The sequence below is a fragment of the Tumebacillus flagellatus genome, assembly GCF_000714935.1.
In the GTDB taxonomy this organism is placed as follows: domain Bacteria; phylum Bacillota; class Bacilli; order Tumebacillales; family Tumebacillaceae; genus Tumebacillus; species Tumebacillus flagellatus.
On sequence record NZ_JMIR01000006.1, the window covers coordinates 113,785 to 129,614 of the forward strand.

Genomic DNA, 15,830 nt, shown 5'->3' on the forward strand with positions numbered 1-15,830 from the left:
AAAAGGACATCTCCGCGATGTCCTTTTTTGCTTACTTCCCGCCAAGCAACGCACGAACTTCTTCGGCGGTGCCCAGTTGGAGGGCTTGCTCTGCCAGTTGTTTGCACTCTTCGTGGTGGAGCGTGGAGATTTTGTGTTTCACTTTCTTGATCGAATTCGCGTCCATGCTCCATTCATCAAGCCCCAGTCCTGCCAAGAGCGGAGCGGCGAGCGGGTCGCCCGCCATGCCGCCGCACATGCCGGTCCATTTGCCCGCACGGTGCGAAGCGTCGATGACGCGGTGGATCAAGTGCACCACAGCCGGGTGGAAGTAGTCGTAGAGCGGAGCGACTTTCTCGTTCATTCGGTCGACTGCCAGCGTGTATTGCACCAAATCGTTCGTCCCGATCGAGAAAAAGTCCACTTCTCGGGCGAACTGGTCGGCCAGCAGCGCCGCCGAAGGAATTTCCACCATGATCCCGACTTCCATCGCTTCGTCGAACGGCACGCCTTCCTTGCGCAATTGCTCGGCGACTTCGCGGAAGATCGCCTTCGCCTGACGAAACTCGCTGAGGTTGGAGATCATCGGGAACATCACTTTCAACTTGCCGTAGTGACTCGCCCGCAAGATCGCGCGCAGTTGAGTGCTGAGCAGTTCCGGTCGATCCAAGCACAGGCGGATCGCGCGGTATCCGAGGAACGGGTTCATCTCGTGCGGCAACGACAGGTACGGAAGTTCCTTGTCCCCGCCGATGTCCAGCGTCCGAATGACGACGGGGCGGCCCGCCATCGTTTCGGCGACCGACTTGTACGCTTCAAACTGTTCGTCTTCCGTCGGCATGGAGGTCGCGTTCATGAACAGGAACTCCGTGCGGTACAAGCCGACTCCTTCGGCACCGCCTTCCACTGCCGCCGTCGCTTCGGCCGGCGTGCCGATGTTGGCGGCGATTTCAAACGTTTTGCCGTCGGAAGTCTTCGCAGGTTGGTTCTGGAATTCTTCGAGGGACTTCAAGTAGTCGGCTTCTTCGCGCTGCTTCTGCTCGTAGGTTTGGCGCGTGCTCTCTTCCGGGTTCAAGATGACCAGCCCGGCGGTGCCGTCGAGGATCACTTCGTCCCCGTCGTGCAGGAGATCCAGCGCGTCACCGATCCCGAGTACCGCCGGAATGCCCAGCGAGCGCGCCAAGATGGCGGTGTGCGACGTTTTCCCGCCGATGCGGGTGAGGATGCCTCGCACATACTGCCGGTTCAACTGGACGGTATCGGAAGGTGTCAGATCGTCCGCGACCAGGATGATCTCTTCGCGGATTTCCGACAGGCGGACGCCTTGCGCACCGCTTAAGTGGGCGAGCATGCGGTTTCCGATGTCTTTGAGGTCGGACGCGCGTTCGCGCATGTATTCTTGCGGCATCGATTCGAAGATCATGACGAACTGGTCGACAATCTGTTTGACCGCGAGTTCCGCCGACTTGTGCTGGGAGCTCACGAGACGTTCAATTTCCGGATAAAAGCTCGGGTCTGCCAAGAAGCTCTGCTGGCCTTGCAGGATGACCGCTTTGTCCTCGCCAAGCGTCTGGCGGGTATGCGCGACCAGATCCTCCAGCTCTTGATAGGAGGCGTCCTTGGCTTTTTGCAGGCGCGAAAGTTCTGCGTCCGTTTCCGAGGGGTCGATCGTTTCACGTACGGGGGTCTGGGAAGCGGAGTTCGGTTGGTACAGCAGGACGCTGCCAAACCGAATTCCGTCCGAGACGCCGATTCCCTTCAAACTTTGTTCCGCCATTATTCCTCACCAAACTTGCTTTCAAACAATTTGACGAGTTCGGCAACCGCCGCTTCTTCATCGGCGCCGTTCGCTTCGATGGTGATTGCGGCGCCCTTGGTCAGACCCAGCGTCATGATGCCGAGAATGCTCTTGGCTTCGACACGGCGGCCGTCTTCTGCCACCAGTTTGATGTCGGAAGAGAATTTGTTTGCGGTTTGGACCAGCAATTGAGCGGGACGGACGTGAATGCCGTGTTCGTTTTGGATGGTGGTTTGTTGAGAGTGCATGGGGAGGCAACTCCTTTCGAATCTAACGGGATGGTGTTTTAACGGGATGCGGTGTGCAACTGCTCGTATTGAGCAACGATCGCCTGATGTACCGGGTGATCCGCTTGAAGTCCGGTATAGGCGGTCAGCGTCTCGGTGAGACCTTTTTCACGCAGAGAAGTTTGCAGTTCAACCGCTTCCGGGTCTTCTGGGTAGTCAAAACGCAGAGCAGCCGCGACGCCCTTCGCCAAGTAGTTGGCAGACAGACCGCGCTCCTGCGCTTCCGCCGCCGGTTTGATCAGGCGGTCGTTGGGCGAAATCTTGCGAATCGGCGAGCGGCCGACGCGCACGACTTCGTCGGTCAGGTGCGGGTTGCGGAAACGGCCGAGGATTTTCCGGATGTACGCGGAGTGCTCGTCGCTGTTGAAGCCGTACTTCGCGATCAAGACAGCTCCCGTCTCTTTCATGACGGACTCCACTTGTGCGGCGAGGTCGGTGTTTTTCATCACGTCTTGGATCGTTTCGAGCCCTTGCAGATAGCCCAAGTACGCCGCGACGCAGTGCCCGGTGTTGACAGTAAACAGTTTGCGTTCGATGTAGGGCTCCAGGTCGTCGACCAAGAGGATGCCTTCGACCGGTTGGAAGTCGTCAAACATCATCGACTTGTCGACGATCCACTCGTGGTACGGTTCCACGACGACGTGAAGCGGGTCTTCGTTCTGCTGAATCGGCACGATGCGGTCGACCGCCGCGTTCGGGAACGCGATGTACGTGTCGGCGAGTTTTTTTACGTCGTCACTCAAGTGCGAGTATACGTGGGCTTTGAGTTGCGCGCTGCCGCCGATTGCGTTCTCGCAGGCGATGACGTGCAGGCGTTGCGGGTTTTCTTGCAGACGGCGTTCCAGACCTTGGGCGATCACCGGCGCGATGTGTTTCAAGATGTTCACGCCGATCGCCGTCGTCACGAGATCCGCCGACGCGATCGCTTCGATGACACTTTCGTGGTCGTTGCCGTTGATCGCCGTCACGTTGCGGATGTGGAACGTCTCCGGGGTATCGGACGCGTACGAAACGGTGTATTCGCCGCGTTCTTGCAACTGGTTGACCAGTGTTTCGCTGACGTCAACGAAAACTACTTCATACCCGGCCTGCGACAGCACTTGGCCGATGAAGCCTCTGCCGATGTTGCCGGCGCCATAGTGGACGACTTTCATGGTTTACAGCCCCTTCTCGAAGATCTCGATGATTTCGTCCGCCGATTGTGCTTTCAGAATTTGTTCCACGTTCTCGTCTTCGGAGATGATCATGGCGATGTTGGTGAGGATCTCCACGTGTTCGTTGCCCGCTGCGGCGATGCCGATCAGCAGGTTGGCGACGTTTCCGTCTCCGAAGTCGACGCCGTTTGGAATTTGCACGATGGAGAGGCCCGTCGATTTCACCAAAGCTTTCGATTCGTTGGTGCCGTGCGGGATGGCGATCCCGTTGCCCATGAAGGTCGAGAGCGCGGCTTCGCGTTCGAGCATTTTTTCGATATATGCGGCGTCCACGTGACCTGCATCGACCAGCAGTTGGCCGGCGATGCGGATCGCTTCTTCCTTGTTCGAGGCGTTGACACCGAGTTTTACTTTATCTGCAGACAGGATGTTCGTCATGAGTGTGTCCCCTTTTCCGTTTTGGTTTCAAAAAACATCATCAAATGCCGGGCCAGAAAGTCTTGAATCTCCTTCTGGCTGGCTGTTTCCAAGAGCGCGATCAAGTCGGTCTCGATCAGCAACGCACTGATCTCGCTCAGCACTTCCAAACTTTCTTTGCCGATGTTCTTTGGACCGAGCATCAGCAGGACTTGATCGACCTCAACGGTCGGAGTCGTTCCCAGCGGCAACGGCGCTTCCAGACGGAACAACGCCAGCGCCGGCTGTTGAATCCATTCACTGCGCGTGTGGAACAGGGCGAGCGGAGTGTCGGGGATGACCTGACTTCCCAAGCGCTCCCGCTCCACGAGTTGCGCAACCACAGACGGGACATCGAGCAATTCCGCCTGCGGTTGGATCAGCGTGCACATCGTCGTCAGGTACTCCGTTAGCGTTTGTTGAACGGGCAAGCTGTACACGTGAAAACGCTCCAAGATCGTCAGAATCTCTTCCAAGTACGTCTTCCAAGAGCGCAAGCGGCGGAGTGTATGTACGGTCTGCGGTGCAGCCGGTCGGTCTTGGGGGTGGGTGCGTGACGGCAATTCGCGCAGAGACTGGCGCAACCGCTCCACGTCTTCGGGAGCCAGCAAAGGGCTCAATTTGATCGTGTTCGGTCGGTCCACGGGCAGTTCGATGGTGGAGATGATCAGGTCGTAATCATCGCGGTTCAAGCGCCCGACTTCGTACCACGTGTAATTGCCGACCACTTCCACTTGCGGAACTTCCTTGCGCAACCGGCTCGCCAACATCTTGGACGTCCCGATCCCGCTGGAACAGACGAGCACCGCGCGGACGGGGCGGTTTGAATTCGCCAACCGCTCCATCGACGCCCCGAAGTGCATGACGAGATAGCCGATTTCTTCCTCCGGGATCGCAAGGCTCGGAAACTGGTCGTTCACCGCTTCTTGCACCACGCCGAACAGACGGCTGTATTGCTTTTTGATTTGACTGAGCAACGGATTGCGGATCTTCATGCCGCGTCGAATCCGTTCAAACGCGGAGGAGCTGTGCTGGATCAACCCGTCCGCCAAGGAAGGGTCTTCATGAAACGCAACGTCCAAACGCTGCTCGCAGAACTCGATCATCCGCTTGACGCGCTCCACCCACTCCGCTTCGACCGGCAGCAAGCGGTCTTCTTGGAACTCGGACTCGGCGCTTTGGTGCAGCAGCATGCCGAGGTACTCGGCTTCGAGCGGCGGGATAACAAGGTCAAACAGGTCGGACAGCTTGCGGACCAAGAGGTCCAGCGACTTCGCACGGCGGTTCGAAGCCCAAGACGCGGCTTCTTCGGGAACCAGGAGATGCCCGGTGCGAATGCGCTTGAGCGTAACGCCTAACTGGATGACCAGTTCCAGATACGAATGTTCCAAGAGGTGGTCCGCCAAGTCGGCGTCGACTTCCCAGAGCACGCTCTCAAGCGGCAAGAGCGTGTCGACATCCAGCAAGCGCAAGATGCGCAGCGTGGTCGGGCTGCTGCCGGACTCCGGCGCCTGCCCGAACAGATCGGATTCGTCGACGCTCTCCAAAATCAATTGGCAGATCGCGTGACGCTTGAACGTCTCCGGCCCGGACAACTCCACGCCGTATCCGCGCTTGCGAACCAGCGTGAGTTTGTCGGGGTCAATCCGCGTTTCCAAGACGTCCAAGTCGGCGCTCACGGTGGCGACGGCGACTTTCAGATCGGCTGCCAGCGTAAACAACTTGATCGGCTCCCGGGCTTCGAGCAGCGCGCAGAGAATCAGAAGTTTTCGCTCTTCGGAGAGGTACTCTGTCGTCTGCGGTTCTAGCATGTCGCGCCGAAGCGCTTGGAGCCGGTCGTCGTCGCCGAGGATGCGGATGCCGCTGCCTGATTTTTTTTGCAAACGGAGTTGGTAGGGGGTGAGAACTTCATCGAGCGAGATCAACTCGCGGTGGATGGTTCGCGTGCTCACCCCGATTACACCGGCGATTTCGCTGGTGGTGACTTCCTTCGTGCGTGTGGTCAGAAACTCCAAAATCGATCGTTGCCTGCTCGTGACTTTTATCATGGGACAGACCCTCGTGTATGAAAGCAAACGCTAGCCGCAGGGCTAACGTTTGCTGTTTTTTTGTGGAGTTTATTTTTTGAGTCGCTCGACCAAGGTGTCATACTCCGGGCTCTTCATAAAGTTGTCGATGGAGACGTGCTCCGCTTGCGGCGCTTTGGCGCGCGCGCGGTCGGTCAAGGACTTGTGCGTGACGACCAGATCGGCATCGTCGGGAATTTCGCTGATCGCCGTGTTGATGACCGTGACGTCGACGCCGGCCTGCTGCATTTTTTTGCGCAGCACCGAAGCGCCCATCGCGCTGGAACCCATCCCTGCATCGCAGGAGAACACGATCTTCTTGATCTCGCTTGCCGGTGTCATGCCGACCGGTTCCGGATTGGCGGTGACGTTGGCCGGCGTGATGCCCGCAGCTTTCATTTCTTTCATTTTCGCGGTTGCCGATTCCAGATCCTCGTCTTCCTCGGTCTGTTTGACCGTTTTCAGCAAGAGCGCTGCGACGACGAACGAAACGACGGCGGCAACCACAACCCCGGAAAGTACGGGGAGCAACCCGCCCTTGGGCGCCATGGCGATGTAGGCGAAGATACTGCCCGGAGACGGCGTTGCGACGAGTCCCGCACCGGTCATGTTGAACGTGAACGTACCGGCCACACCGCCCAAGATCGCCGCCAGAATCAAGCGCGGGTTCATCAGAATGTACGGGAAGTAGATCTCGTGAATCCCGCCAAAAAAGTGAATGATCGCGGCACCCGGTGCCGATTGACGCGCCGTGCCTCTGGCGAAGAACATGTACGCCAAGAGGATGCCCAGACCCGGACCCGGGTTCGATTCGAGCATGAAGAGAATCGATTTGCCGGTTTGCGAAGCTTGTTGCAGGGCGATCGGGCTCAAGACGCCGTGGTTGATCGCGTTGTTCAGGAACAGCACTTTGCCCGGCTCGATGAAGACGTTCGCCAGCGGCAGCAGGTCGTGGTCGACCAAGAACTGAACGCCGCTTGCGAGCCCTTTGGAGATCAGTTCGACGATCGGGCCGATGCCTTTGAACGCGATCATCGTCAAAATCGCGCCGATGATCCCGAGCGAGAAGTTGTTGACGAGCATTTCAAAGCCGGATTTGATCTTGCCGTTGACGGCGCGGTCGAATTGCTTGAGCACCCAGGCGGACAACGGACCCATGATCATCGCGCCGAGGAACATCGGAATGTCCGCGCCGACGATCACCCCGATCGTCCCGACGGCCCCGATGACACCGCCCCGGGTGTCGTGCACCATCTTACCGCCGGTGTAGCCGATCAACAGCGGCAACAGGTATGTGATCATCGGGCCGACGAGTTTGGCAAAGTTCTCGTTGGGAATCCAACCTGTCGGGATGAACAGGGCGGTGATGATCCCCCATGCGATGAAGGCCCCCATATTCGGCATGACCATGCCGCTCAAGAAGCGGCCGAACTTCTGAATCTGAACACGAGTTCCGGTCGTCGGATCTGCTTGTGATTGCGTCTTGTTGTTGCTCATTGGGTGTCCCCTCCCTATCCCCCAAATATGAAAGCGTTTTACTTAGTTTCAGGATAGCAAACATCCACGCATCCCCTCAATTGAATGAAAACGAGGTTCCGTCAACATTGTTGTCGTCAAAAGTATTGTCGGTTATGTATGGGAGGCCGATAAGGAAGTGCCGTTTTGCGCATGAAAAAGCCTCCGTCGTCAGGGCGGAGGCTTTTTCAGGTAGATCACTTTTTCTTAATGCGCCGGTTGTTTGACGACCACGCGGCGGATCAAGAACGAGACCGCCAAGCCGATCAAGGTGATGATCAGCGCGAACCAGAACACATGTTGAGAGCCCTGCGTTATCGCGTTGGCAAGTTCCGCGGGATCGGTCGGCGCAGAAGAGCTGCGCAAGTACGACTCCGTCCCGCTCGTCAAGATGCTGATCGCGACGGCCGTACCGATCGCGCCCGCAACTTGCTGAAGCGTGTTCATGACGGCGGTGCCGTGCGGGTAGAGCTCCGGCGGCAATTGGTTGAGACCGTTCGTTTGCGCGGGCATCCAGATCATCGAGATGCCGATCATCAGACCGATATGCAACGCGATCAGAAACACCACGGACGACACAGGCGTGACGCCCGTGAACAGCCAGAGGATGGCGGCGACGAGCACGAGACCCGGAATCACCAGCCACTTCGGCCCGTAGCGGTCGAACAATTTGCCCATGCGCGGCGAGAGAACCCCGTTCAGCACGCTGCCCGGCAACATCATCAGCCCGGTGACGAACACGGAGAGTTTTGCCCCGTTTTGCAGGTACATCGGCAGGATGATCATGCTCGACATCATGATCAACATGCACGCCAGCACCATCAGCAGCCCGACGATGTACATGGGATATTGGAAGACTCCCAAATTCATCATCGGATCGCGCATCGACAACTGCCGGATTGTGAACAGCACGAGCGCCGCCAACCCGATGACCAGCGAAGCGATCACGACCGTGCTGCTCCAAGCACTCGTTCCTTCACCCGCTTTGCTGAAGCCGAAGACAACGCCTCCGAATCCAACCGTGGACAGGACGACCGACAGCAGATCGATCCGAGGCTTCGTGACGTCGGTGACGTTTTCCATGTACTTCAGTCCCACGAACAGCCCGATGATCAAAAACGGCAGCGACAACCAGAAGATATAATGCCAACTGAGATACTCGATCAAAATCCCTGCCACGGTGGGGCCGGTTGCCGGGGCGAACATGATGACCAGTCCGACAAACCCCATCGCTTCCCCCCGCTTGTCCGGCGGGTACACGACCAGAATCGTGTTGAACATCAACGGAATGAACATGCCCATGCCGATCGCCTGCAGGACGCGGGCGACCATCAACATTTGAAAATTGAACGAGAGCGCCGCGATGAACGTGCCCGCGATCAGGCTGAGGAGCGAGCCGATAAACAGCTGCCTCGTGCTAAAACTCTGCAACAGCAGTCCGCTGACCGGCATGATGATGCCAAGCGTCAGCAAGAACCCCGTCGTCAACCACTGGGCGGTCGCGGCGGTAATGTGAAACACGTCCATCAAGTTCGTGATCGCGATATTCAGAGCGGTCTCGTTGAAAAAACCGACGAATCCGCAGATCAAAAGCGATGCCATGATGGCGCGGGTGTTGTATTGTTTTTGGATTTCCATCTCATCCTCCATGCGTTGAAAGTTGTGCTTGAAGCACTCGAAAAGTATGGCACACTTTTGCACCCCTGTCACCTGAACCAACTTGGAGTTGACTTGGAGTCAACTCCAAGTTGTAAGATTACTTTATATAGATTCTGTGGATTCTAAGACCAAGAGGTGATGGAGTTGGAAACCATGTCGATCAAACAAGCCGCAGAAAAAACCGGCCTCACCGAGGACACGATTCGGTACTATGAAAAAATCGATCTGCTCCCTCCGGCAAACAGAAACAGCAGCGGACGACGGGTCTATGGAGAGGACGATCTGGAGCTCATGGTCTTCATTACGCATATGAAGTCAGCGGGTATGTCGCTTGAGAACATCAAGTATTATTTGAGCTTGAACTTGGAAGAGGACCCCAACGCCGCTTCGGAACGGCTCGCCTTGCTGACGGCGCAAAAGGAACAGTTGGAATCCAACATTGCGGACTTGCAGGCCGCATACAAGGTTCTTGAGCACAAAGTGGAGCATTACCAAGAAATTTGCTTGCCGGAGAAACTTCGGTCCAAAAAAGGAACAGTCCCTCAGTAACTTTGCCAACTTCCATTCGGCTATGGAAGTTGTTTTTTTTATTTCATTTTTTATCGAATGCGGGGTTGACTTGGAGTTGACTCCAAGTTGTAGGCTTACCTCAGACACACATACAGGAGGAGAGAACATCACATGTGCCAAAACCATACCACCACAACCCGAGTCTTGAGCGTAGCGAGCGCAAAAGCGCCGTTTGAACGTACCACGTTGGAACGCAGAGAACTGCGCCCGCACGATCTCTTGATCGACATTCAATTCAGCGGCATCTGCCACTCCGACATTCACAGCGCGTTTGACGAATGGGGCGGCGGCATCTTCCCGATGGTGCCGGGTCACGAAATCGCCGGCGTCGTAGCGGCAGTCGGTTCGGAAGTTTCCAAATTTGCAGTCGGCGACCGCGTCGGTGTAGGCTGCTTCGTGGATTCCTGCGGCGAGTGCGAATACTGCCTGAGCGGAGAAGAACAATATTGCACGCGAGGCGTCGTCTCCACGTACAACGCGCTCGACTACGACGGCAACCCGACCTACGGCGGCTACAGCCAAAAAATCGTCGTCACGGAGGGCTTCGTCGTCCGCATTCCGGACGCGCTGTCCCTGGACGTTGCGAGCCCGCTGCTGTGCGCGGGCATCACCACATACTCGCCGCTCAAACATTGGAACGCCGGCCCCGGCAAGAAAGTCGCGATCGTCGGCATGGGCGGGCTCGGCCATCTCGCCATCCAGTTTGCGCATGCTCTGGGCGCGGAAGTCACCGTCCTCAGCCGCTCTCTGAACAAAAAAGAAGAAGCCCTGAGCTTTGGTGCCGATCACTACTTTGCCACCAGCGACCCCGCGACGTTCACGGAGTTGGCGGGTCGTTTCGATCTCATCTTGAACACCGTATCGGCGAACCTCGACGTGGATGCGTACTTGTCGCTGTTGCGCATCGACGGAACGCTCGTCAACGTCGGCGCACCGGCTGAACCGGATCAGTACCGTGTGTTCTCCCTGATCATGGGCCGCCGCAGCATCGCCGGATCGCTTGTCGGCGGGATTCGCGAAACGCAGGAGATGCTCGACTTTGCCGCTGAGCACGGCATTGCCCCGCAAATTGAAGTGATCAGCGCCGACCAAGTCGATGAAGCGTATCAGCGCGTGCTCAAGAGCGATGTGCGCTACCGCTTCGTCATTGACGTCGCGACTCTGTAAGCAAAACAGGCGGAACTCAAATGGCGATGCGCGCTGCCGCTTCGTCATTGACGTCGCGACTCTGTAAGTTCAGGCAGGAGGTTTTCACATGGAATACCGCACCGTAGGCAAGACCGGCATTCAAGTTTCCCCTCTGTGTTTCGGCACGATGTCGTTTGGCGGAAATGCCGATGCGGCGACCTCCAAGGCGATGTTTCAGCGTTGCCGGGAAGCGGGGATTACTTTTTTTGACACGGCGAACGTGTACAGCGGGGGACGGTCGGAGGAAATCCTCGGCGAGTGCATCGCGGATTGCCGGGATGAGATCGTCCTGACGTCCAAAGTGTTTTTCCCCACGGGTGCCGACATCAACGCAAAGGGCCTCTCCCGCCGTCACATCATGCTGGAAGTGGAAAACAGCTTGCGGCGCTTGCAGACCGACCGCCTCGATTTCTACTTCGTGCACATGTTCGACGAGAACACCCCGATGGAAGAAACGCTTCGTGCGCTCGACGACCTGCAGGCGCAAGGCAAGATCCTCTACCCGGCGGTCAGCAACTGGGCGGCGTGGCAAATCGCCAAGGCCCTGGGCATTTCCGCCAAGGAACAATTGGCGCGCTTTGAGTTGATACAACCGATGTACAACTTGGTGAAACGCCAAGCCGAAGTGGAAATTCTGCCGCTCGCCGTTTCCGAGCAAATCGGCGTAATTTCTTACAGTCCCTTGGGCGGCGGTCTTCTGACCGGCAAGTACGGGGTACAAAAACGCCCCGACCAAGGACGCCTCGTGGAAGACCCACGATACTCCGCCCGCTATGGGGAGGAGATGAACTTCGTCGTCGCCGATCGGTTTACCGCCTATGCCGCCGAGCACGGCATCAACCCGGCAACGCTTGCCGTCGCGTGGGCGATGTCGCATCCGGCGATCACCGCGCCGATCATCGGGGCGCGAAATGTAGAACAGCTGGAACATTCGCTCGCAGCTCTCGATGTGGAGATGACCCCGCAATGGCGCGAGGAAATCTCCGCCCTCTCGGTCACTCCGCAACCGGCAACCGACCGGGGAGAAACCCTGCTGCCGAATTGGGCCTAACCCTCGCGGTCGAAACAAAAGAGCAAGGCCGTTGCCTCAGGAGAAGGCAACGGCCTTTTTCGTGTCAAAATAGAGAGGGTAGAAAGGGAAGGAGCGTGCCGGATGGGGATTGCCATCAAGGAGAAACTTGCGAAAACGGTGCTGACGGAAGCCAAGGGGTACTTGGACGCGGGGTACACCCATTCCTTGAACCCGTACAGCGGCTGTGCGTTTGCTTGCCGGTACTGTTATGTACGTGAACTGCCGATCCAAAAGTTTAGCGAAATCCCGTGGGGAGACTGGGTGGACATCAAAACAAACGCAGCCGAGACGTACCGCAGGGAAATCCAGAAACTCCGCGCCAGAAACAAACCGGTGCGCCTGTTCATGTCCTCGGCAACCGACCCCTATCAACCGATCGAACGCAAGGCCGGCATCACGCGCGCCCTCCTGCGTGAGATGAGCGACCACCCGCCTGATTTTCTGCAAGTCCAAACCCGGGGACCGCTTGTCACGAGAGACCTCGATCTGTTGGTGGAACTGCAAGCGAAGTGCGAAGTCATCGTCTCGATGACCGTTGAAACGGATCGAGAAGACATCAAGCGGATTTTTGCGCCCGCCGCGCCGGGGATTCAAGTGCGGATGAAGGCGCTGCAGGAAGTTCACGACGCGGGAATCGCCACGCAAGCTGCCGTCTCTCCCGTTCTGCCGTTTACACCCGACTTTCCCAAGCGATTGGAAGGACTCGTGGACCGCATCTGGATCGACACCCTGAATATCGGCGACGGTGCGATGGGAAAGCGATCCGCACGATTGGGGATGCCCCGCGTGTATGAGGAACACGAGCTCTCCAAGTGGTACATGGAAGACTTGCACGCGAGGGTGGAAACCTACTTCCGAAAGTATTTCCCCGGCGACATGATCCGCGTATCGAAAAAAGAAGCCTACCCGCAATAGGGTCAAGCGAATGGCAAACCCCGGCTCCGCGCATCCTACGAAGCAAAGCATACACTCGTGCAGAAAAGGGGAGCGCAAATGACATATTGGGTGTGGTTGTTCACTGGATTGGGTGTTGCGATGTTGGTGGCCTTATGGGCAGGTTATAAGTTTCTGTTCCGGAGGAGAAACCGTGCCAAGTGATTTTTTTACAGAAAAAAACTCCGCCTCTCTTCAGACGAAGAGGGGTGGAGTTCTTTTTTTCCAGCGGTGGTTATTGCACTTGCTCGTTGAAGCTCATGACCCAAATCGAGCCGCCGACGATCGTCAGCGCGATGACGACGCCGAGCACCATGCCCATTCCGTGCCAGTGCGGCCCGCCGTCTTGCTTTTGGCGGATGTGCATGAACAGGAACAACTGCACGAAGAATTGCAGCACTGCCGTCACCATGATGGTGACGACCAACCCCGTACGGCTCAAGCTGTGCGTCAGAACGAAGAGCAAGGGGATGATCGTGAGCACCAACGAAATCAGATACCCGGTGACATACTGTCCGGTGGAACCGTGTGCGTGTACGCGGGCCGGATCGTGACCGTGGTTCGACATGTTACATCACCCCCATCAGATACACGACGCTGAAGATGAAGATCCAAATCGCGTCGAGGAAGTGCCAGTACAAGCTGAACAGCCCGACTTTGTTCGTGGTCTTGGCGTTGATGCCGCGCTTCTTGATCTGAACCATCAGCGTGATCATCCAAATCAAGCCGAACGTGACGTGGCAGCCGTGCGTTCCGACCAGCGTGAAGAACGAGGTCAGAAACGCGCTGCGGGAAATCGTCGCGCCGTCTGCCACGAGGTTCGCAAACTCGCTCACTTCAAGGCCGATAAACCCGGCGCCCAAGATCGCGGTGATCACCAGCCAGTTCAGCAACGCGGCTTTCTTGCCCTTTTGCAGGGCGAGCATCGCCAGACCGCTGGTGAACGAACTGGTCAACAGCAAGAACGTCTCCGTGACGAAGATCGGCACGTCAAACAGTTCCTTGGCACCCTGCCCGCCGTCGGTGTGCGTGTTCAAGATCGCATAGCAGGCGAAGATACTGGCAAACAACAAGCAGTCGGAGATCAGAAAGAGCCAGAAACCGAGCTGGTTGATCGGGCCGGGGTTGTGATGTTCGGCGTGCCCTTTAGACGATGCGAGTCTGTACTCCATCTCCGGATCCTCCCTTTCTCAACTGTTTTTCGGTGTCGATGACTTCTTGTGCCGGAATCCAATATTCCGCTTCGTAGCTGGTGTTCGAACGCGCGATCAGGCAGGCCACGATGCCGAGCAACCCGACGACGCCCATCCACCAATACGTCATGGTGAGACCGAAGCCTGCGACGAAGAAGAAGAACGCCATCACGAACGGGATGCCCGTGTTTTTCGGCATGTGGATGTCTTCCACCAGCAACGTTTTCTTCTTGGAGGAGCCTTTTTTCATCTCTTTCTTTTCCGTCAGCCACGCATCGCGGCCTTTGACTTCAGGCAGAACGGCAAAGTTGTACAGCGGAGCCGGAGACGGAATCGACCATTCCAGCGTATGCCCGTTCCACGGGTCGCCGGTCAGATCGCGCTGCGGCTTGATGATCGCCATGACCAGCTGCGCCCCTTGGAAGAGGAAGCCGATCCCCATCAGGAACCCGCCGACGGTGGAGACCATGTTGAGGTTGCCCCAGCCCATTTCCGGGCTGTACGTGTAGACGCGGCGGGTCATCCCCATGAAACCGAGTGCGTATTGCGGCATGAAGCAAACGTAGAAACCGATGTTCCACAGCCAGAACGCCCATTTGCCCAAGCGTTCGCTGAGGATGACGCCGAACATTTTCGGGAACCAGTAATACATACCAGCAAACAGGCCAAAAACGGCACCGCCAATCAGCGCTTGGTGGAAATGCGCCACCAGGAAGTAGGAGTTGTGGTATTGGTAATCGGCCGGCGCAACCGCCAGCATGACCCCTGTGGCCCCTGCGACGACGAAGCAGAGGATAAAGCCGACCGTCCACAGCATCGTCTGCGTCAGTTCGATGCGGCCGCGGAACATGGTGAACAGCCAGTTGAAGATCTTCACGCCGGTCGGAATCCCGATGGCCATCGTCGAGATTGCGAAGAACGCGTTGACGTCGGCACCCGCGCCCATCGTGAAGAAGTGGTGCGCCCAGGTGAAGTAGCTGGCAATCGAGATCAAGATCATGGAGAAGACCATCGACTTGTAGCCGAAAATTTTCTTTCTGGAGAAGACAGAGACGACTTCGGAGAAGATCCCGAACGCCGGAAGCACGGCGATGTACACTTCCGGGTGACCCCACATCCAGAACAAGTTGATGAACATCATCGGGTTCCCGCCGTGCAGCATCGTGAAGAAGTGGCCGCCCATCAAGCGGTCGACCGCCAGCAACGCCAACGCCACCGTCAAGACCGGGAACGCGATCAGAATCGTCAAGCAAGAAGCCAGAACCGACCACGTGAACAGCGGCATGTCCATCAGGCGCATGCCCGGCGCACGCATCTTGAAGATCGTCACGATGAAGTTGATGCCCGTGGCAAGCGACCCGATCCCCGAGATGGAGAGGCCCATGAGATAGAAGTTCTCGCCCGGCCCTTGGTCAAACTCAAGACCGGACAGCGGCGGGTAGCTCGTCCACCCGGCGTCCGGCGAACCGCCGATGACAAACGACAGGTTGAACAGCAGCGCGCCGAAGAAAAACATCCAGAACGAGACGGCGTTCAAGAACGGATACGCAACGTCGCGCGCCCCGATTTGCAGCGGTACGGCGACGTTGAAGAAAGCAAAAATCAACGGCATGGCGACGAACAGAATCATAATCGTGCCGTGCGTGGTAAAAATTTGATTGTAGTGCTCCGACTCCAAGAAGTGGTTGTTCGGAACGGACAGCTGAATGCGCATCAACAGGGCGTCCACGCCGCCGCGGAACAGCATCAAGATGGAGGCGATGAAGTACATGATCCCGATTTTCTTGTGGTCAACCGATGTCAACCACTCCGTCCACAGCCATTTCCATTTTTTCAATTTGGTGAGTGCGAAGACGATGCCGAGCACGCACAAAACGATCGCGACGTCCGCTCCGTAGATCAGCGGATCGCCGGTTATGAAAAAGTGCGCGGGTGCATTTGCGTTCTCTGCCATGATTTC

Annotated in this window: 14 protein-coding genes; 4 read left to right on the plus strand and 10 right to left on the minus strand. The window is 57.2% G+C overall.

Annotated elements, in window-relative coordinates; genetic code table 11:
* Positions 1-31: 31 nt before the first annotated feature.
* The 7 genes from ptsP to EL26_RS06275 form a co-directional block, all read right to left on the minus strand.
* Positions 32-1,756, minus strand: coding sequence for a phosphoenolpyruvate--protein phosphotransferase (ptsP, locus tag EL26_RS06245; protein ID WP_038085749.1), 1,725 nt, complete (start codon positions 1,754-1,756; stop codon positions 32-34).
* The gene (locus EL26_RS06250) at positions 1,756-2,025 is read right to left on the minus strand and encodes an HPr family phosphocarrier protein (protein ID WP_038085750.1); all 270 of its coding nucleotides are present in this window, start codon (positions 2,023-2,025) and stop codon (positions 1,756-1,758) included. The genes ptsP and EL26_RS06250 overlap by 1 nt, the downstream gene beginning before the upstream one ends.
* 38 nt (positions 2,026-2,063) lie before the next feature.
* On the minus strand, positions 2,064-3,218 hold the full coding sequence (locus tag EL26_RS06255) for a mannitol-1-phosphate 5-dehydrogenase (RefSeq protein ID WP_038085751.1): 1,155 nt from the start codon (positions 3,216-3,218) through the stop codon (positions 2,064-2,066).
* Between the two features lie 3 nt (positions 3,219-3,221).
* Complete coding sequence (locus EL26_RS06260) at positions 3,222-3,656, minus strand: PTS mannitol transporter subunit IIA (protein WP_038085753.1); 435 nt, start codon at positions 3,654-3,656, stop codon at positions 3,222-3,224.
* On the minus strand, positions 3,653-5,722 hold the full coding sequence (locus EL26_RS06265; protein WP_052036058.1) for a BglG family transcription antiterminator: 2,070 nt from the start codon (positions 5,720-5,722) through the stop codon (positions 3,653-3,655). Before EL26_RS06265 ends, EL26_RS06260 begins: the two co-directional genes overlap by 4 nt.
* Before the next feature lie 69 nt (positions 5,723-5,791).
* Positions 5,792-7,237 (minus strand): PTS mannitol transporter subunit IIBC, encoded by a 1,446-nt coding sequence (locus EL26_RS06270; protein WP_038085755.1) that lies wholly within the window; start codon positions 7,235-7,237, stop codon positions 5,792-5,794.
* A 225-nt stretch (positions 7,238-7,462) separates the two neighbouring features.
* On the minus strand, positions 7,463-8,905 hold the full coding sequence (locus EL26_RS06275) for an MDR family MFS transporter (RefSeq protein WP_038085860.1): 1,443 nt from the start codon (positions 8,903-8,905) through the stop codon (positions 7,463-7,465).
* Between the two features lie 162 nt (positions 8,906-9,067).
* Between EL26_RS06275 and EL26_RS06280 the strand changes: the two genes are divergently transcribed.
* The 4 genes from EL26_RS06280 (at position 9,068) to EL26_RS06295 (ending at position 12,659) form a co-directional block, all read left to right on the plus strand.
* Positions 9,068-9,463 carry a MerR family transcriptional regulator gene (locus EL26_RS06280; RefSeq protein ID WP_038085861.1) on the plus strand — a complete coding sequence of 132 codons (396 nt, stop codon included), beginning with the start codon at positions 9,068-9,070 and terminating at the stop codon, positions 9,461-9,463.
* A 132-nt stretch (positions 9,464-9,595) separates the two neighbouring features.
* Positions 9,596-10,651 (plus strand): NAD(P)-dependent alcohol dehydrogenase, encoded by a 1,056-nt coding sequence (locus tag EL26_RS06285; protein WP_038085757.1) that lies wholly within the window; start codon positions 9,596-9,598, stop codon positions 10,649-10,651.
* Positions 10,652-10,739: 88 nt separating this feature from the next.
* A complete protein-coding gene (locus EL26_RS06290; RefSeq protein ID WP_038085758.1) occupies positions 10,740-11,723 on the plus strand; it encodes an aldo/keto reductase in 984 nt (327 codons plus the stop codon).
* 102 nt (positions 11,724-11,825) lie between these two features.
* A complete protein-coding gene (locus EL26_RS06295; RefSeq protein WP_038085760.1) occupies positions 11,826-12,659 on the plus strand; it encodes an SPL family radical SAM protein in 834 nt (277 codons plus the stop codon).
* Between the two features lie 253 nt (positions 12,660-12,912).
* Here EL26_RS06295 and EL26_RS06300 read toward each other — a convergent pair whose 3' ends face one another.
* From EL26_RS06300 to EL26_RS06310, 3 genes are read right to left on the minus strand one after another with little or no spacing between them, the layout of a single operon-like run.
* The gene (locus tag EL26_RS06300) at positions 12,913-13,245 is read right to left on the minus strand and encodes a cytochrome o ubiquinol oxidase subunit IV (RefSeq protein ID WP_038085761.1); all 333 of its coding nucleotides are present in this window, start codon (positions 13,243-13,245) and stop codon (positions 12,913-12,915) included.
* 1 nt (position 13,246) lies between these two features.
* Complete coding sequence (cyoC, locus tag EL26_RS06305; protein ID WP_038085764.1) at positions 13,247-13,849, minus strand: cytochrome o ubiquinol oxidase subunit III; 603 nt, start codon at positions 13,847-13,849, stop codon at positions 13,247-13,249.
* Positions 13,824-15,824, minus strand: a complete 2,001-nt coding sequence (locus EL26_RS06310; RefSeq protein WP_038085767.1) for a cbb3-type cytochrome c oxidase subunit I — start codon at positions 15,822-15,824, stop codon at positions 13,824-13,826. The genes cyoC and EL26_RS06310 overlap by 26 nt, the downstream gene beginning before the upstream one ends.
* Positions 15,825-15,830 lie beyond the last annotated feature (6 nt).

Excerpts from the sequence above, each read along its gene's own strand:
- EL26_RS06260 (WP_038085753.1), bottom strand. The coding sequence starts at position 3,656 with ATGACGAACATCCTGTCTGCAGATAAAGTAAAACTCGGTGTCAACGCC.
- EL26_RS06290 (WP_038085758.1), top strand. The coding sequence starts at position 10,740 with ATGGAATACCGCACCGTAGGCAAGACCGGCATTCAAGTTTCCCCTCTG.
- ptsP (WP_038085749.1), bottom strand. The coding sequence starts at position 1,756 with ATGGCGGAACAAAGTTTGAAGGGAATCGGCGTCTCGGACGGAATTCGG.
- EL26_RS06300 (WP_038085761.1), bottom strand. The coding sequence starts at position 13,245 with ATGTCGAACCACGGTCACGATCCGGCCCGCGTACACGCACACGGTTCC.
- EL26_RS06295 (WP_038085760.1), top strand. The coding sequence starts at position 11,826 with ATGGGGATTGCCATCAAGGAGAAACTTGCGAAAACGGTGCTGACGGAA.
- EL26_RS06265 (WP_052036058.1), bottom strand. The coding sequence starts at position 5,722 with ATGATAAAAGTCACGAGCAGGCAACGATCGATTTTGGAGTTTCTGACC.
- EL26_RS06310 (WP_038085767.1), bottom strand. The coding sequence starts at position 15,824 with ATGGCAGAGAACGCAAATGCACCCGCGCACTTTTTCATAACCGGCGAT.
- EL26_RS06280 (WP_038085861.1), top strand. The coding sequence starts at position 9,068 with ATGTCGATCAAACAAGCCGCAGAAAAAACCGGCCTCACCGAGGACACG.
- EL26_RS06270 (WP_038085755.1), bottom strand. The coding sequence starts at position 7,237 with ATGAGCAACAACAAGACGCAATCACAAGCAGATCCGACGACCGGAACT.
- cyoC (WP_038085764.1), bottom strand. The coding sequence starts at position 13,849 with ATGGAGTACAGACTCGCATCGTCTAAAGGGCACGCCGAACATCACAAC.
- EL26_RS06275 (WP_038085860.1), bottom strand. The coding sequence starts at position 8,905 with ATGGAGGATGAGATGGAAATCCAAAAACAATACAACACCCGCGCCATC.
- EL26_RS06250 (WP_038085750.1), bottom strand. The coding sequence starts at position 2,025 with ATGCACTCTCAACAAACCACCATCCAAAACGAACACGGCATTCACGTC.
- EL26_RS06285 (WP_038085757.1), top strand. The coding sequence starts at position 9,596 with ATGTGCCAAAACCATACCACCACAACCCGAGTCTTGAGCGTAGCGAGC.
- EL26_RS06255 (WP_038085751.1), bottom strand. The coding sequence starts at position 3,218 with ATGAAAGTCGTCCACTATGGCGCCGGCAACATCGGCAGAGGCTTCATC.